The sequence below is a fragment of the Prauserella muralis genome (assembly GCF_003202285.1).
In the GTDB taxonomy this organism is placed as follows: Bacteria; Actinomycetota; Actinomycetes; order Mycobacteriales; family Pseudonocardiaceae; genus Prauserella_B; species Prauserella_B muralis.
The window spans coordinates 1-16,216 of sequence record NZ_MASW01000006.1; the positions used below are offsets into that span (position 1 = coordinate 1).

The following is a 16,216-nucleotide window of genomic DNA, read 5'->3' on the forward strand; positions in this document are numbered from 1 at the left end:
ACTACGACGTGGTCGAGATTGACCCAGGCGGGGTCATGCCGGTACCGCCACTCGGCCCAATCGGGCGGCGGGCAGGCCGCTCACACCGGCGTGAGCGGCAGGAGCGTGGGGTGGACCGGCGACGGCAGGTCCGAGGCTCCGGTGAGGAACGCGTCCACGGCGTGCGCCACCGAGCGCCCCTCCGCGATCGCCCACACCACCAGCGACGCGCCGCGATGCGCGTCGCCACAGACGAACACGCCGGGCGACTCCGTCTGCCAGTCGGGGCCGCACGACACCGTGCCGCGCCGGGTGAGCCTCAGCCCGAGGTCGTCGAGCAGCCGCATCTGCTCGACCCCCTCGAAGCCGATCGCGAACAGCACCAGGTCGGCGGGGATCTGCTCGATCTCCTCGCTCGTCGGCACCACCTCGCGGCGGCCGGTCTCCGGGTCCTTCTCCACGCGTACCTTGTGCAGCTCGATGGCCCGCACGTGGCCGTTGTCGTCGCCGACGAACCGCTTCACGGCGACCGCGAACCTCCGCTCGCCCGCCTCCTCGTGCACCGGGTAGGTGCGCAGGATGTACGGCCACGTCGGCCACGGCGAGCGGTCGTCGTCGCGGGTGGAGGGCGGCTGCGGGTACTGGTCCAGCTGCGTCACCGACAGCGCGCCCTGGCGGATGGCGGTGCCGTAGCTGTCGGCGCCCGTGTCGCCGCCGCCGATGATGACGACGTGCTTGCCCTCGGCGGTGACCTCGGGCGGTCCGTCGCCCTCACACGTCCGGTTGGCGGGCACCAGGTGCTCCATCGCCAGGTGGATGCCCTGCAGGTCCCGGCCCTGCGTCGAGGTGTCGTCCCGGCCCCGCAGCGCGCCGACCGCCAGCACGACGGCGTCGTAGCGCTCCCGCAGCTCCTCGACGGTGATGTCGACGCCCACCTCGCAGCGGGTGACGAACCTGGTGCCCTCCGCCCGCAGCTGCGCCAGCCTGCGGTCGAGCACCTTCTTCTCCATCTTGAACTCGGGAATGCCGTAGCGCAGCAGCCCGCCGAACCGGTCGTCGCGCTCGAACACGGTGACCTCGTGCCCTGCGCGCGTCAGCTGCTGGGCGGCCGCGAGCCCGGCAGGCCCCGAGCCGACCACGGCCACCCGCTGGCCGGTGGCCACGGCCGCCGCCTCGGGCTGCACGTAGCCGGACTCCCACGCCTGCGCGGAGATCGTCTCCTCGATCCGCTTGATGGTCACCGGGCCACCGGAGGCAGGTGAGATCGACAGCACGCACGCCGCCTCGCACGGGGCCGGGCACAGCTTCCCGGTGAACTCCGGGAAGTTGTTCGTCGCGTGCAGCCGCTCGCTGGCCTCCGCCCAGTCGCCCCGGCGCACCAGGTCGTTCCACTCGGGAATCAGGTTGCCCAGCGGGCAGCCGGCGGTGCCGGAATGGCAGAACGGCACGCCGCAGTCCATGCAGCGGGTCGCCTGCGTGCGCACGGCCGCGTTGCGCTCCTGCTCGCCGAGGTCGGCGTAGACCTCGCGCCAGTCGTTGACGCGCTCGTCCCTGGCCCGCTTCGGCGGCTCGGACCGTTCGTGCCTCAGAAAGCCGGTCGGGTCAGCCACGGGCCGCCTCCTGTGTCTCGCGGGACACCCGCACCCGGTCGGCGCCCGTGGCTGCCGCTCCGCAAGCTCCGCGATTCTCAGCCACGGGCCGCCTCCTGTGTCTTGCGGGACACCCGCACCCGGTCGGCGCCCGTGGCTGCCGCTCCGCAAGCTCCGCGATTCTCAGCCACGGGCCGCCTCCATGATCGCTTCGTCGACGTCGCGGCCCTCCGCCCGCGCCGCCTTCGTGGCCTCCAGAACCCGCTTGTAGTCGCGGGGCATCACCTTGGTGAACGACGCGCCCCGCCGCGGCCAGTCGCCGAGCAGCGAGGCCGCCACGGCGGAGCCGGTGAGCTGGAGGTGCCGCTCGACGATGCCCTTCAGCCAGGTCAGGTCCTCGGCCTCCGGCGTCTCCAGCGCCACCATGCCGAGGTTCACCTGCCGCTCGTCCAGGTCGAGCACGTACGCCACCCCGCCGGACATGCCGGCCGCGAGGTTGCGGCCCGACCGGCCGAGCACCACGGCCTTGCCGCCGGTCATGTACTCGAACGCGTGGTCACCGACGCCCTCGGCGACGATCAGCGCGCCCGAGTTGCGCACGCCGAACCGCTCGCCCACCTGGCCGCGGACGAACAGCTCACCGCTCGTGGCGCCGTAGGCGATCGTGTTGCCCGCGATGACCTGCCCCTCGGCCGCGAACGGCGCCCCGGGGTGCGGGCGCACGACGATCCTCCCGCCGGAAAGGCCCTTGCCGACGTAGTCGTTGGCGTCCCCGATCAGGTCGATCGTCACGCCCGGCGGCAGGAACGCGCCCAGCGACTGGCCCGCCGAGCCGGTGAGCGTGATGTGGATCGTGTCGTCAGGGAGCCCGGCGCTGCCGAAGCGGCGGGTGATCTCCGAGCCCAGCAGCGTGCCGACCGTCCGGTTGACGTTGCGCACCGGCAACTCCAGCCGCAGCGGATGCGCGTCCTCGAGCGCGGCCTCGGCGAGCTGGATCAGCGTGCGGTCCAGCGCGTGTTCCAGGCCGTGGTCCTGCTCGCGCACCTTGCGCCGCGCGCCACCGTACGGCGTCTCCGTCGGCACCGTGAAGATCGGCGCCAGGTCCAGCCCCTCGGCCTTCCAGTGCTCCACCGCCTCGTCGACGTCGAGCACGTCGGCCCTGCCGATCATCTCGTCCAGGGTGCGGAAACCCAGCCGCGCCATCAGCTCGCGCACCTCCTGCGCCACGAACCGGAAGTAGTTCACCACGTGCTCGGCCTGACCGGTGTAGCGCTTGCGCAGGTCCGGGTTCTGGGTGGCCACGCCCACCGGGCAGGTGTCGAGGTGGCAGACCCGCATCATGATGCAGCCGGCCACCACCAGCGGCGCGGTGGCGAACCCGTACTCCTCAGCGCCGAGCAGTGCCGCGACCACGACGTCGCGGCCCGTCTTCATGGCGCCGTCCACCTGCACGGTGATCCGGTCGCGCAGGCCGTTGAGCAGCAGGGTCTGCTGCGTCTCGGCCAGCCCGATCTCCCACGGCGTTCCCGCGTGCTTGAGCGAGTTCATCGGCGAGGCGCCGGTGCCGCCGTCGTGCCCGGAGATCAGCACCACGTCCGCGTGTGCCTTGGACACACCGGCGGCCACCGTGCCGACCCCGAGCGAGCTCACCAGCTTGACGTGGATCCGCGCCCGCTCGTTGGCGTTCTTCAGGTCGTGGATGAGCTGCGCCAGATCCTCGATCGAGTAGATGTCGTGGTGCGGTGGCGGTGAGATCAGCCCCACCCCCGGCGTGGAGTGCCGCGTCTTGGCGATCCACGGGTACACCTTGTTCGGCGGGAGCTGACCGCCCTCGCCGGGCTTGGCGCCCTGCGCCATCTTGATCTGGATGTCGTCGGCGTTGACCAGGTACTCGCTGGTCACCCCGAACCGTCCACTCGCGACCTGCTTGATCGCGCTGCGCCGCTCCGGGTCGTACAGCCGCTCCGGGTCCTCCCCACCCTCACCGGTGTTGGACCTGCCGCCGATGCGGTTCATCGCGATCGCCAGCGTCTCGTGCGCCTCCGCCGAGATGGAGCCGTAGGACATGGCGCCGGTGTTGAACCGCCTGCAGATGGACTCGACGGATTCCACCTCGTCGATCGGAACGGGCGCGCGCCCTTCCTCGCGGAAGGAGAACATGCCGCGCAGCGCGCCCCCCTCGCGGTTGAGCCGGTTCACCTCGTCCGAGTAGGCCCGGTAGGCCTCGTCGCGGCGGGTCTTGCTCGCGTGCTGCAGCAGGAACACCGTCTCCGGGGTGAACAGGTGCAGCTCGCCCTCGCGCCGGTAGGCGTACTCGCCGCCGGTCTCCAGGCCACGGTGCGAACGCTCGGTCGGGTTCTCCGGGTAGGCGCGCCGGTGCCGGATCGCCACCTCCTCGGCGAGCACGTCGAGCCCGACGCCGCCGAGCTTCGAGCTGGTGCCGGTGAAGTACTCGTCGAGCACCTCCTGCGACAGCCCGAACGACTCGAACACCTGCGCCGCCGTGTACGCGCCGACGGTGGAGATGCCCATCTTGGACATGATCTTCAGCACGCCCTTGACCAGCGCGGTGACGTAGTTCCGGACGGCCTTGCCCGGCTCGATGCCCGTGATCGCGCCCTGGGCGATCATGTCCTCGATGGTCTCGAACGCCAGGTACGGGTTCACGGCCGCGGCGCCGTAGCCGAGCAGCAGCGCGATGTGGTGCACCTCGCGCGCGTCGCCGGTCTCCACGACCAGCGCCACGCGCAGCCGCTCCTTGGTGCGCACCAGGTGGTGGTGCACGGCCGAGACGAGCAGCAGCGACGGGATGGGCGCCATCCGGTGATCGGAGTCGCGATCGGACAGCACCAGCGTGCGGGCCCCTGCGGCGATCGCCTCGGAGGCTTCTCTGCGCACCCGCTCGACCGCGTCGGCGAGCGCCTTGCCGCCGCCGTCCACTTCGTACAGTCCGGAGAGGACGGCGCAGGAAAAGCCGGGCAGGTCGCCGTCGTCGTTGACGTGGATGAGCTTGGCCAGCTCGTCGTTGTCGATCACCGGGTACTGCAGCTGAATGTGCCTGCACGACGCCGGACCCGGTTCGAGCAGGTTCTGTTCGGGGCCCATGATGCGGCTCATCGACGTGACCAGCTCCTCGCGGATCGCGTCCAGCGGCGGGTTGGTCACCTGCGCGAAGCCCTGCTTGAAGTAGTCGTAGAGCGAGCGCGAGCGCTTGGACAGCACCGCGGGCGGGGTGTCGGTGCCCATCGAGCCCACCGGCTCCGCGCCGTTCGCGGCCATCGGCCCGAGCAGGATCTTCAGCTCCTCCTCGGTGTAGCCGAAGGCGAGCTGGCGGCGCAGCACCGACGCGTGCGTCTGCGTCACGTGGTCGCGGTCGGGCAGCTCCGACAGCGACAGCAGCCCGGCGTGCAGCCACTCCTCGTAGGGCGCCTCGGCGGCGAGCCCGGCCTTGATCTCGTCGTCGTTGACGACGCGGCCCGCCTCGGTGTCGACGAGGAACATCCGGCCCGGCTTGAGCCTGCCCTTGGCGATCACCTGGTCGGCGGCGACGTCGAGCACACCCGCCTCACTGGCGAGCACCACCCGGTCGTCGGCGGTGTGCCACCACCGCGCCGGGCGCAGCCCGTTGCGGTCGAGCACCGCGCCGACGAGCGTGCCGTCGGTGAAGGTGACACACGCGGGCCCGTCCCACGGCTCCATCAGGCTCGCGTGGAACTGGTAGAACGCGCGCCGCTGCTCGTCCATGGTGGTGTGGTTCTCCCACGCCTCCGGGATCATCATGAGCACGGCGTGCGGCAGTGACCGGCCGCCAAGGTGCAGCAGCTCCAGCACCTCGTCGAAGGACGCCGAGTCCGACGCGTCCGGCGAGCACACCGGGTACAGCCGGGTCAGATCACCCGGCAGCAGGTCCGACTCGAGCAGGGCCTCGCGGGCCCGCATGCGGTTGCGGTTGCCGCGGATCGTGTTGATCTCACCGTTGTGCGCGACGAACCGGAACGGGTGCGCCAGCGGCCACGACGGGAACGTGTTGGTGGAGAACCGGCTGTGCACCAGCGCGATGGCGCTCGCCAGCCGCTCGTCGCGCAGGTCCGGGAAGAACGCGGGCAGCTGCTCGGGGGTGAGCATGCCCTTGTACACCAGGGTGCGCGAGGACAGCGAGGGAAAGTACAGGCCACAGCCGGCGGCCTCACTCTCGTGCTCGGCGCGCTTGCGCAGGCAGAAGGCGAGCCGGTCGAGTTCGAGGCCGCTGGGACGGCGCTCGTCTTCGTCGCCGTGCCCCGCGACGAACAGCATCGCGAACTGCGGCATCACGGAGCGGGCGGTCGGGCCGAGGTCGGCCGCGTCGGCGTCGGTCGGTACCTCCCGCCAGCCGAGCACCTCCAGGCTTTCCTCCTCGGCGATGCGCTCGACGAGCGCCACGGCCTTGCGGCGCTGCTCGTCGTCGCCGGGCAGGAAGGCGATACCGGCGGCGTAGGTGTGGTGACCGAACGCATCGGGCCTGGGCAGCGGAAAGCCGGCCTCGGCGCGCAGCAGCTCGTCGGGCAGCTGCATCAGGATGCCGGCGCCGTCACCACTGGTCGGCTCGGCGCCCGCGGCGCCGCGGTGGTCGAGGTTGGTGAGCGCAGTGAGCCCGTCGGTGACGATGCTGTGCGTGCGTACACCACGGACGTGGGCAACCATGGCCACACCGCAGGAATCCTGTTCCGTGGCGGGGTCGTACAGACCCTGCCGAGACGGAATCGCGGAGAAGATCAAGGGGACCTCCTGCGTCGTCTTCGTGCTCGAAAATGCTGGGCACGGGACGACAATGGCCCGCTTATTAGCGCGACCTTAACATCTGGGAAACGTGAGAGCACCGGTTCGACAGTGCCGATCCGCCCACATCACTGTAACAATCTGGCAGCGTCGAACGACATCGTTCTTGATGGGCACCTCGTGCTCGGTCAGACGTCCAGTCTACCCCGGGCACCCGGTTGATGAAGTTTACCCGCTTCCTCCCTGGTAACGTCCCGCTGACGCGTGCGGGAGCGAAGTCCGGTGGGATTCCGGCGCTGTGCCGCAACTGTGAGCGCCTCGGCGTGCCGGTCCGGTGACGGATCGTCACGGCGACGGCCGAGCCAGGTCGCCTGCCGCACGCGCCGACGCCATTCCGCCTCCGGCACAGGGGTGCGGCGTCCTCGGCCGCCCGGACGGCCGGGCACGCGCCCGTGCCGGCCGATGTTCCGAGGTCCCATGTCAGCCCGCAGAGTCCCGCTCCTGCTCCTGCCCCTCGTCGCACTCCTCGTCCTCGCGTCCTGCGCCGACCGGGCACCCTCCCCCGCCACGCCGTCCTCAGCGGCCGGGGGTGATGCGTTCCCCGTCGAGCTGCGCCCCGAGGGCGCCCCTCCGGTGACCATCGACCGCCGCCCCGAGCGGATCGTGTCGCTGTCGCCGTCCACCACGGAGACGCTGTTCGCGGTGGGTGCGGGTGAGCAGGTGGTCGCCGTCGACTCGGCGTCGACATACCCGCCCGAGGCCCCGAAGACCTCGCTGAGCGGCCTCAACCTCGACCCGGAGGCCATCGCCGGGTACAACCCCGATCTGGTCATCGTCGAGTCCGACCTGGAGTCCAAGCTCGCCGACGCGCTGGCCAAGACGGGCGTCACCACGCTCGTGCTGCCCGCCCCGAAGAGCCTCGACGCCGCCTACGAGCAGTTCGCGCTCGTCGGCAAGGCCACCGGGCACCGCGCCGAGGGCGAGGACCTGGCACGCCGGACCAGGGAGGAGATCGGCAAGCTCGTCGCCGACACCCCGAAGCCCGACGAGCGGCTGAGCTACTACCACGAGCTGGACCCGAGCCTCTACAGCGCGACGTCGGCGACGTTCATCGGCCAGGTGTACGGGCTGTTCGGGTTGACCAACATCGCCGACCAGGGCGACCCGGAGGCGCTGGGCGGCTATCCGCAGCTGTCCGCGGAGCGGATCCTGCGCGCCGACCCGGACCTGATCTTCCTCGCCGACAGCAAGTGCTGCGGCCAGAACGCGGACACGGTCGCCGCGCGGCCCGGCTGGGACACGCTGAGCGCCGTCAGGCACGACAGGGTGTTCGCGCTCAACGACGACATCGCGTCGCGGTGGAGCCCCCGCCTGGTGGAACTGGTGCGGACGGTGGCCGAGGCCGTGGCGCCGCGCGCGAGCAGGTAGCCGTGCTGCGGGCTCGGGCGAGGCAGGGGGCCACCACGCGGCTGCGTCCGCGCACGGTGGTGCTGGCGGCGCTCGTGCTGCTGGCGGTCGCCGTGTTCGGGGTCGTGTCCGGCGCGGGCGAGCTGGGCTGGCAGCGGGTGCTCGGCGAGATCGTCGCGCAGCTCACCGGTGGCACGTCGCCGCTGTCGGAGCGCGAGGCGGCCATCGTGTGGGAGCTCAGGGCGCCGCGGGTGGTGCTGGCCGCGCTGGTCGGCGCCGCGCTGGCCGGGGCGGGCGCCGCCTTCCAGGGCGTGTTCCGCAACCCGCTCGCCGACCCGTACCTGCTGGGCGCGGCGGCGGGCGCGGGCATGGCCGCCACCGTGGTGCTGGTGTTCGCGCCCGCCGTGACCGGGTGGCTGGTCGGGCCGCTGCCGCTGGCCGCGTTCGCGGGCGCGCTCGGCGGCGTCGGGCTGAGCTGGGTGCTCGGCCGCTCGGCAGGCGGGTCCGGTACGGCGTCCCTGCTGCTCGCCGGTGTCGCGGTGACGGCGTTTCTCACCGCGATCCAGACGTTCGTGCAGCAGCTCAACACCGACACGATCAAGCAGGTCTACACGTGGACGCTCGGCGGGCTGAACGTGAGCGGATGGGACGACGTGGGCGTGGCGCTGCCCTACATCGTGCTCGCCGCGATCGTGCTGTGCGCGTGCGGGCGGCTGCTGGACGTGCTGGCACTCGGTGACGCGGAGGCGGCATCGCTGGGCATCCGGCCCGGCCGGGTGCGGCTGCTGCTGCTCGCCGCGGCGTCGCTGGCGACCGCGGCGGCCGTCGCGGTGAGCGGGCTGATCGGCTTCGTCGGCATCGTCGTGCCGCACATCGTGCGGCTACTGGCCGGGGCCAGCTACCGGGTGATCGTGCCGCTGTCGCTGCTCGGCGGTGCGACGTTTCTGATCGCCGCCGACTACGTCGCCCGCACGGTGCTGCCCGGTGAGCTGCCGCTCGGCGTGGTCACGGCCTTCGCGGGCGCGCCGTTCTTCGCGATCGTGCTGCGCACGAGCAGGGGGCGGCTGACATGACGGCGCTGCGGCTGCGGGAGGTCACGGCAGGCTACGGCAAGCGGCCCGCCGTGCGGGACGTGACGGCCACTGTGGACGGAGGTGGCTGGTTCGCGATCGTGGGGCCCAACGGGGCCGGCAAGTCCACGCTGTTGAAGGCCATCGCCGGGCTGGTCGGCTTCCAGGGCTCGATCGCGGTGCACGACAGGGAGTTCTCCGCACTGTCCCGCAGGCAACGGGCGCGTGAGCTCGGCTACGCGCCGCAGGATCCCCTGCTGCCCACCGGGCTCACGGTCACCGACTACGTGCTGCTCGGCAGGACGCCCCACCTGGGCACGCTCGCCAGGGAGAGCAGGGCGGATCTGTCCATCGTGGACGACACGCTGGGCAGGCTGGACCTGCGCGGGCTGGCGGCCCGCAGGCTGGGCACGCTGTCCGGCGGCGAGCTGCAACGCGCCGTGCTGGCGCGCGTGCTCGCGCAGCGCACGAGGCTGCTGCTGCTCGACGAGCCGACCACCGGGCTGGACATCGGCCACGCGCAGGCGCTGCTCGACCGGCTGGACCGGCTGCGCCGCGAGGACGGCACCACCGTGGTGACCACGCTGCACGACCTGACCTTCGCCGCCCAGTACGCCGACACCTTGCTGCTGCTCGACGACGGCGAGGTGGTCGCCTCCGGCCCGCCGGGCGAGGTGCTCACCGCCGAGCGGCTGCGCAGGCACTACGCCGCCGACGTCGAGATCCTGACCACCGCGACCGGCCACCCCGTGGTGGCCCCGGTCCGCGGGCAGAGCGCGGCCGACCCGCGCTGACCCGAGCCGCCGTGTGGGCCGCCCACGTCGCCGTGCTGGCTCCGCGCGACGTATACACACGATGTATAGACGAGCTATATACACCCTGTGTATAGTCACGGTCATGTCGATCGGACACACCCTGCTCGGTCTGCTGGAACGCGGGCCCCGGCACGGCTACGAGCTCAAACGCGCCTACGACGAACGGTTCGGGCTGGAGCGCCCGCTGCACTACGGGCAGGTCTACTCGACGCTGGCGCGCCTGCTGCGCAACGGCCTGGTCACCGAGGCCGGCTCCCAGCCGGGCAGCGGCCCCGAGCGCAAGAGCTACGCCATCACCGACGCCGGCATCACCGACGTCGAACGCTGGCTCACCACGCCGGAGAACCCCGAGCTGTACCTGCAGAACACGCTCTACACCAAGGTGGTGCTGGCGCTGCTGTCCGGCCGCAGCGCGCAGGACGTGCTGGAGACCCAGCGCAGCGCGCATCTGAAGGCGATGCGCACGCTCACCACTCGCAAGCTCGACGGCGACCTCGCCGACACGCTGATCTGCGACCACGCCCTGTTCCACCTGGAGGCGGACCTGCGCTGGCTGGAGCTCACGGCCGCCCGGCTCGACGAGCTGGCGAGCGAGGTCCGCCCGTGACCGCGCTGCTCACCGCGACCGGCCTGCACAAGACGTTCGGTCCCACCGACGCGCTGACCGGCGCGAGCTTCCAGATCTCCGCGGGCGAGATCGTCGCCGTGATGGGCCCGTCCGGATCGGGGAAGTCGACCCTGCTGCACTGCCTCGCCGGGATCGTCCGGCCCGACGCGGGCACGGTCGCCTACCGGGACCGCGACGTGTTCGCGCTGTCCGATGCGGAGCGCACGGCGTTGCGCCGCACCGAGTTCGGGTTCGTCTTCCAGTTCGGCCAGCTCGTGCCGGAACTCAGCTGCCTGGAGAACACCGCACTGCCGCTGCGGCTCGGTGGGCTGCGCCGCCGCGCCGCCGAGGCGAAGGCACGCGAGGCCATGGAGCGGCTCGGCGTGGCCGATCTCGCGGGCAAGCCCCCCGGCGAGGTGTCCGGCGGGCAGGGCCAGCGTGTCGCCCTGGCCCGTGCGCTGGTGACCTCGCCGTCGGTGCTCTTCGCCGACGAGCCCACCGGCGCACTGGACTCGCTCAACGGCGAGCGGGTGATGAGCCTGCTGGTGCGGACCGCACGCGAGGACGGCACTGCCGTCGTGCTCGTGACGCACGACGTGCGCGTCGCGGCCTACTCCGACCGCGAGGTCGGCGTCCGGGACGGCCGGACCCGGCAGGTGGCGGCCGCATGAAGCCACTCCAGGATCTGGCCGTCGGGGTCCGGCTGGCTGTCGGGGGCAGCCGGACCCCGAGGGCCGGGCTGCTCCGGCTGACGCTGACGGCCATCGGCATCGGCCTGTCCACGGCGGTGCTGCTGGGGGTGGCCGCGCTGCTGTCCGCGCTCGCCGACCGCACCGACCGGACGGCGGCACGGGAGGCGAGCGACCAGCCCGGCGGGGGCGCCGCCGTCCACGTCCACACCGACCGGTCCTACGTCGACGGCGAGCAGATCACCGTCACCTACCTGGAGCCCGAGGGCCCCGGCGCGCCGGTGCCTCCCGGGCTCGCGGCGCTGCCGGAACCGGGCGAGCTGGTGGTCTCGCCCGCGCTCGCCACCCGGTTCGCCGAGCAGCCCGCCCTGCGCGAGCGGTTCGCAGGCGAGGTCACCGGCACCGTCTCGCCCGAAGGGCTCGCCGGGCCTGCCGAACTGTGGGCCTACGCGGGCGCCAACGGGTTGCGCAGCTCGCCGGACGCCTCCCCCGTGCATCACTTCGGCGTGCCGTCGAGCTGGTCGGACCTGTCACCGCTGGTGCTGTTCACCGCCGGGCTCGGCGTGGTGGTGCTGGTCGTGCCGCTGCTGGTGTTCGTCGCCGCCAGCAGCCGGATCGCGGGCGCGGAGCGGGAGGCGCGGCTGTCGGCGATACGCCTCGCCGGGGCAGGCGCGGGCCAGATCCGGCGCATCGCCTCCGCCGAGGCGCTGGTCGGTGCGGTCGCCGGCACGGCACTGGGCGGGCTGCTGTTCGTGCTCGCCCGCCCGCTGCTCGCGCAGCTGCGCGTCGGTGACACCACGGTGTATCCCGCTGACGTCGTGCCCTCGTGGCCGCTCGCCGTGGTGGTCCTGCTGCTCGGCCCCGTGCTCGCCCTGGGCTCGGCGTGGCTGGGGCTGCGCGGCCTCGTCGTCGAACCACTGGGCGTGACCCGCCGGACCCGGCCGGTACGGCGGCGCGGATGGTGGCGGCCGCTGCTGGTACTGCTCGGCGTGCTGATGCTGCTGCCGGATCTGGTGTTCGGCACGGGAAAGCGGCCCGGTGAGGTGCTGCCGTTCCTGCTGCTGGGCGCGGCGCTGCTCCTGGTCGGCGTGCCGGTGCTGATGCCATGGCTCACCGAACGCCTTGTCGACCGGCTGCACGGTGGTTCCCCGGCGTGGCAGCTGGCGATCCGCAGGCTGCAGCTGGACAGCGGCACCCCGAGCCGCGTGGTGGCGGGGGTGGTCGCCGTGCTGGCCGGCGTGGTGGCGATGCAGACGATCGTGACCTCGGCGAGTGCCGAGGCAGGCAGGCGGGACACCGAGCGCGCGGACCGCGCGCTGGCGACCGTCGAGGTGACCGCGCCGGTGGCGGGCGACGCGCTGGCGAGAGTGCGGGCCGTGCCGGGCGTCGAGCAGGCGGATCCCTGGCAGCTGATCGACCTCGACACCGACCAGGCGGGGCCCGCGATGCTGCTGGTCGCCCCGTGCCCCGCGCTGGAGCGCGGTTTCCGGCTGCCGGCCTGCGCCGACGGCGACGTGTTCACCGTCGGCGGCCAGACCCCGCCCGGCTCGACCCACCGCACGATCTCCTACGTCGGCGACGGCCCGGCCGAGGGGCCGCGGTTCACCGTGCCCGGCGATGCCCGAGCCGCCACGCTGCACACGGGTCACGACCGGACCGAGAGCTACGCCACCGTGCTGGCGACACCGGGCGCGGCCCGTGGCCTTCCGGGCCCCGGCGTGCGTCCCACCCTGCGGGTCTGGCTCGACCCGGGCGACGCCCACGCGCTGGACGAGGTGCGCGCCGCGCTGGCTCCGCTGGGCTGGCGGGCGTCGGTGTCCAGCGAGGCGGAGCTGGCGGCGCCCTCGGAGGACGACGGCCTCGCCGTCATGCGCGGCATCCTCTACGGGGGCGCGGGGCTGACCCTGCTGCTGGCGGCCGTGAGCCTGCTCGTGCTGGCCGCGGGACAGATCAGTGAGCGCAGGCGCCCGCTGGCGGCGATGAGCGCGGCCGGCGTGCCCAGATCGGTGCTGGCCCGCTCGCTGCTGTGGCAGAACACGGTGCCGATGGTGCTCGGCGTGCTGGTCGCGACCGGAGCGGGTCTGGGCGTCGCCGCGTTGTTCGCTCGCATCATCGGCGAGGGTGCCCCGATGGTCGTCAACGGCGTTTTCGTCGGGTCCCTGGCGGCAGGGGCGGTGCTGCTCGTGCTCGGGGTGACGGCGGCGATGCTGCCCGGCCTGCGCTCGGCGACGCGGCTGGAGGCGCTGCGCGCCGAGTGAAACGGCGTGTTGGCCGCCCCGGTCGCCGTGTTGGCCACCGGGGCGGCCAACTCGGCGACGCCGGAGGCACCACGCCATAACTAGAACGTGTTACAGTTCTTCGCGTGATCCTCGACCGCTTCCGGCTCACCGACCAGGTCGCCGTCGTCACCGGCGCGGGGCGCGGCATCGGGGCCGCCACGGCGCTCGCACTGGCCGAGGCCGGCGCCGACGTGGTGCTCGCCGCGCGTACCCGCGACCAGCTCGACACCGTCGCCGAGCGGATCGGCGAGACCGGCCGCAAGGCCCACGTCGTGGCCACCGACCTGGCCGAACCCGCCAACGCCGCCGCACTGGCCGACGCCGCCGTGGAGACGTTCGGCCGCCTCGACGTCGTCGTCAACAACGTCGGCGGCACGCTGCCGTGCCCGCTGGCCGACACGAGCACCGAGTTCCTGGAGGAGGCCTTTCGCTTCAACGTCTCCACCGCGCACGCGCTCACCCGCGCGGCCGTGCCCGCGATACTGCGCGCCGGGGCCGGGTCGATCGTCAACATCTCGTCGGTCATGGGCCGCGTGAGCGGGCGCGGCTTCCTCGCCTACGGCACCGCGAAGGGCGCGCTCGCGCACTACACGCGGCTCGCCGCGGCCGATCTCGCGCCGAGGATCCGGGTCAACGCGGTCGCGGTGGGCTCGGTCGCCACGTCGGCGCTGGAGGTGGTGGTGAACAACCCCGAACTCAAGCAGCGCATGGAGGCGGCCACCCCGCTGCGCCGCATCGGCGAACCGGAGGACGTCGCCGCCACCATCCTCTACCTGTGCTCGCGGGCGGGCGGCTACGTCACCGGCAAGGTGCTCGAGGTGGACGGCGGCCAGCAGGCCCCGAACCTCGAACTCGGCCTTCCGGACCTCGCATGAGTGCCCGCGTGGTGCAGTGGAGCACCGGCAACGTCGGGCGGCACGCCCTCGCCGGAATCGCCGCCAGGCCCGACCTGGAGCTGGCCGGGGTGTGGGTGTCGAGCGAGGCGAAGGCGGGCCGCGACGCCGGTGAGCTGGCCGGTCTCGGCCGCGAGCTGGGCGTGCGGGCGACCACCGACGCCGACGCGCTGCTGGCGCTGCGCCCGGACTGTGTCGTCTACACCGCGATGGCCGACAACCGGCTCACCGAGGCCCTCGACGACCTCGCGCGCTTCCTGCGTGCCGGGATCAACGTCGTGTCCAGCAGCCCGGTGTTCCTGCAGTTCCCCGACGGCGTCGTGCCACCGGAGCTGACCGACCCGGTGCGCGCGGCGGCCCGCGAGGGCGGCGCGTCACTGTGGGTCAACGGCATCGACCCCGGCTTCGCCAACGACTGGCTGCCGCTGACCGTGACGAGCATCAGCGAGCGCATCGACGAGGTCCGCTGCCTGGAGATCCTCGACTATTCGACGTACGACAACCGCACGGTGCTCTTCGACATCATGGGGTTCGGCTCGCCGCTGGAGCAGACCCCGATGCTGCTGCAGCCGGGTGTGCTGTCGCTGGCCTGGGGCAGCGTGGTGCGCCAGCTCGCGGCGGGGCTCGGCGTCGAGCTCGACGGCGTGGAGGAGCACCACGAGCGGCTGCCCGCGCCGGAGACGTTCGGCATCGCGTCCGGCACCATCGAGAAGGGCACGGCGGCCGCACTGCGCTTCGAGATCCGCGGCATGCGCGGCGGGCGGGCGGTGTGCGTGCTCGAGCACGTCACGCGCCTGCGGCCCGATCTGGGCCCTGACTGGCCACAGCCCGCAGGGCAGGGCTGCTATCGCGTGTGCGTCACCGGCGAGCCGGACTACACGCTGGATCTGCGGCTGCTCGGCAGCGACGGCGACCACAACACGGCCGGGCTCAAGGCGACCGCCATGCGATTGGTCAACGCGGTGCCCGCGGTGGTGGCCGCGCCGCCGGGCCTACTGACCGCGCTCGACCTTCCGCTCGTCACCGGCCGTGGCCTCGTCGCGCCCTGAGTCGTCGCTCTCCCCGGCCCGGGCCGGGGGCTCGGACTCCGCCCCAGCGGCATCGGCATCCCCGGATTCCCGCTCCGCGCCATTGCCGTCGTCGGCGCTCTCGCCGGCGCTCGCGTCGTCCGGATCGTCGCGGTCCCACGGGTCGCGGAGGGTCTCCGGCGCCTCCCTCGGTCCGCGGCGGCGGGCCAGCACGAAGTAGGCGATCGCGCCGGCGAAGAGCAGCATCGAGGTCCACACGTTCACCCGCAGGCCGAGGATGTGGTTGGCCTCGTCCGTGCGCATGAGCTCGATCCAGAACCGGCCCGCCGTGTACCCGGCGACGTAGAGCGCGAACGCGCGGCCGTGCCCGAGGCGGAACCGGCGGTCGGCCCACACCACGAGCAGCGCGACACCGAGGTTCCACAGCAGTTCGTAGAGGAACGTCGGGTGCACGACCTCCACCGGGACGTCGTTGAGGGCGACGCCGTTGAGCGGGTCCTTGATCAGCGGGTTGTCCGGGTCGACCCGGTCGTAGATCTCCAGCCCCCACGGCAGGTCGGTGGGCCCGCCGTAGAGCTCCTGGTTGAAGTAGTTGCCGAGCCTGCCGATCGCCTGGGCCACCACGATGCCCGGTGCGATGGCGTCGGCCACCGCGGGCAGCGGGATTCCCTTGCGGCGGCAGGCGATCCACGCGCCGACCGCGCCGAGCGCGATGGCTCCCCAGATGCCCAGGCCGCCGTCCCAGATGTAGAGCGCGCGGATCGGGTCCTTGCCCTCGCCGAAGTACAGCTGGTTGTCGGTGATGACGTGGTACAGCCTGCCACCGACCAGGCCGAACGGCACCGCGAACACGGCGATGTCGACGATCGCGCCCTTGGTGCCGCCACGCTGCACCCAGCGCCGGTCGCCCCACCAGATGGCCACGATGATGCCGAGGATGATGCAGAGCGCGTACGCCCGCAGCGGCACGGGGCCGAGGTACCACACCCCGCGGTCGGGGCTGGGGATGTTGGCGAGGACGAACGCCGACGCGGTAGTCACGGGCCAACCGTAGCGCGCGGCCTCGCGGTTCAGCCGTGGAGGTTCACCTCGGCGGCGAAGGGCC

The 16,216-nt window shown here is 72.6% G+C and carries 11 protein-coding genes; 8 read left to right on the top strand and 3 right to left on the bottom strand.

The window, feature by feature from the left end; translation table 11 throughout:
* Positions 1 to 80: 80 nt before the first annotated feature.
* Positions 81 to 1,589, bottom strand: a complete 1,509-nt coding sequence (locus BAY60_RS25245; RefSeq protein WP_112283613.1) for a glutamate synthase subunit beta — start codon at positions 1,587 to 1,589, stop codon at positions 81 to 83.
* Between the two features lie 162 nt (positions 1,590 to 1,751).
* Positions 1,752 to 6,323: a glutamate synthase large subunit gene (gene gltB, locus BAY60_RS25250; RefSeq protein WP_112283614.1), complete on the bottom strand. Its 4,572-nt coding sequence runs from the start codon at positions 6,321 to 6,323 to the stop codon at positions 1,752 to 1,754.
* Positions 6,324 to 6,800: 477 nt separating this feature from the next.
* On the opposite strand from gltB, the gene BAY60_RS25255 reads away from it, so the two are divergent.
* From BAY60_RS25255 to BAY60_RS25290, 8 genes are all read left to right on the top strand, one after another.
* Entirely contained in the window at positions 6,801 to 7,751 is a 951-nt protein-coding gene (locus BAY60_RS25255) for an ABC transporter substrate-binding protein (protein WP_112283615.1), read from the top strand.
* 2 nt (positions 7,752 to 7,753) lie between these two features.
* Positions 7,754 to 8,803: a FecCD family ABC transporter permease gene (locus BAY60_RS25260; RefSeq protein WP_112283616.1), complete on the top strand. Its 1,050-nt coding sequence runs from the start codon at positions 7,754 to 7,756 to the stop codon at positions 8,801 to 8,803.
* On the top strand, positions 8,800 to 9,594 hold the full coding sequence (locus tag BAY60_RS25265; RefSeq protein WP_112283617.1) for an ABC transporter ATP-binding protein: 795 nt from the start codon (positions 8,800 to 8,802) through the stop codon (positions 9,592 to 9,594). Before BAY60_RS25260 ends, BAY60_RS25265 begins: the two co-directional genes overlap by 4 nt.
* A gap of 103 nt (positions 9,595 to 9,697) precedes the next feature.
* Positions 9,698 to 10,222: a PadR family transcriptional regulator gene (locus BAY60_RS25270; RefSeq protein ID WP_112283618.1), complete on the top strand. Its 525-nt coding sequence runs from the start codon at positions 9,698 to 9,700 to the stop codon at positions 10,220 to 10,222.
* Complete coding sequence (locus BAY60_RS25275) at positions 10,219 to 10,893, top strand: ABC transporter ATP-binding protein (protein WP_112283619.1); 675 nt, start codon at positions 10,219 to 10,221, stop codon at positions 10,891 to 10,893. Before BAY60_RS25270 ends, BAY60_RS25275 begins: the two co-directional genes overlap by 4 nt.
* Entirely contained in the window at positions 10,890 to 13,169 is a 2,280-nt protein-coding gene (locus BAY60_RS25280; RefSeq protein WP_112283620.1) for an FtsX-like permease family protein, read from the top strand. The genes BAY60_RS25275 and BAY60_RS25280 overlap by 4 nt, the downstream gene beginning before the upstream one ends.
* A 104-nt stretch (positions 13,170 to 13,273) precedes the next feature.
* On the top strand, positions 13,274 to 14,065 hold the full coding sequence (locus tag BAY60_RS25285) for an SDR family oxidoreductase (protein ID WP_112283621.1): 792 nt from the start codon (positions 13,274 to 13,276) through the stop codon (positions 14,063 to 14,065).
* The gene (locus BAY60_RS25290) at positions 14,062 to 15,132 is read left to right on the top strand and encodes an NAD(P)H-dependent amine dehydrogenase family protein (RefSeq protein ID WP_112283622.1); all 1,071 of its coding nucleotides are present in this window, start codon (positions 14,062 to 14,064) and stop codon (positions 15,130 to 15,132) included. The genes BAY60_RS25285 and BAY60_RS25290 overlap by 4 nt, the downstream gene beginning before the upstream one ends.
* Here the strand turns inward: BAY60_RS25290 and lgt are convergent.
* The gene (gene lgt, locus BAY60_RS25295; protein WP_112283623.1) at positions 15,076 to 16,152 is read right to left on the bottom strand and encodes a prolipoprotein diacylglyceryl transferase; all 1,077 of its coding nucleotides are present in this window, start codon (positions 16,150 to 16,152) and stop codon (positions 15,076 to 15,078) included. The two genes, BAY60_RS25290 and lgt, sit on opposite strands and share 57 nt — an antisense overlap.
* Positions 16,153 to 16,216 lie beyond the last annotated feature (64 nt).

Excerpts from the sequence above, each read along its gene's own strand:
- BAY60_RS25255 (WP_112283615.1), top strand. The coding sequence starts at position 6,801 with ATGTCAGCCCGCAGAGTCCCGCTCCTGCTCCTGCCCCTCGTCGCACTC.
- BAY60_RS25265 (WP_112283617.1), top strand. The coding sequence starts at position 8,800 with ATGACGGCGCTGCGGCTGCGGGAGGTCACGGCAGGCTACGGCAAGCGG.
- BAY60_RS25270 (WP_112283618.1), top strand. The coding sequence starts at position 9,698 with ATGTCGATCGGACACACCCTGCTCGGTCTGCTGGAACGCGGGCCCCGG.
- BAY60_RS25280 (WP_112283620.1), top strand. The coding sequence starts at position 10,890 with ATGAAGCCACTCCAGGATCTGGCCGTCGGGGTCCGGCTGGCTGTCGGG.
- BAY60_RS25290 (WP_112283622.1), top strand. The coding sequence starts at position 14,062 with ATGAGTGCCCGCGTGGTGCAGTGGAGCACCGGCAACGTCGGGCGGCAC.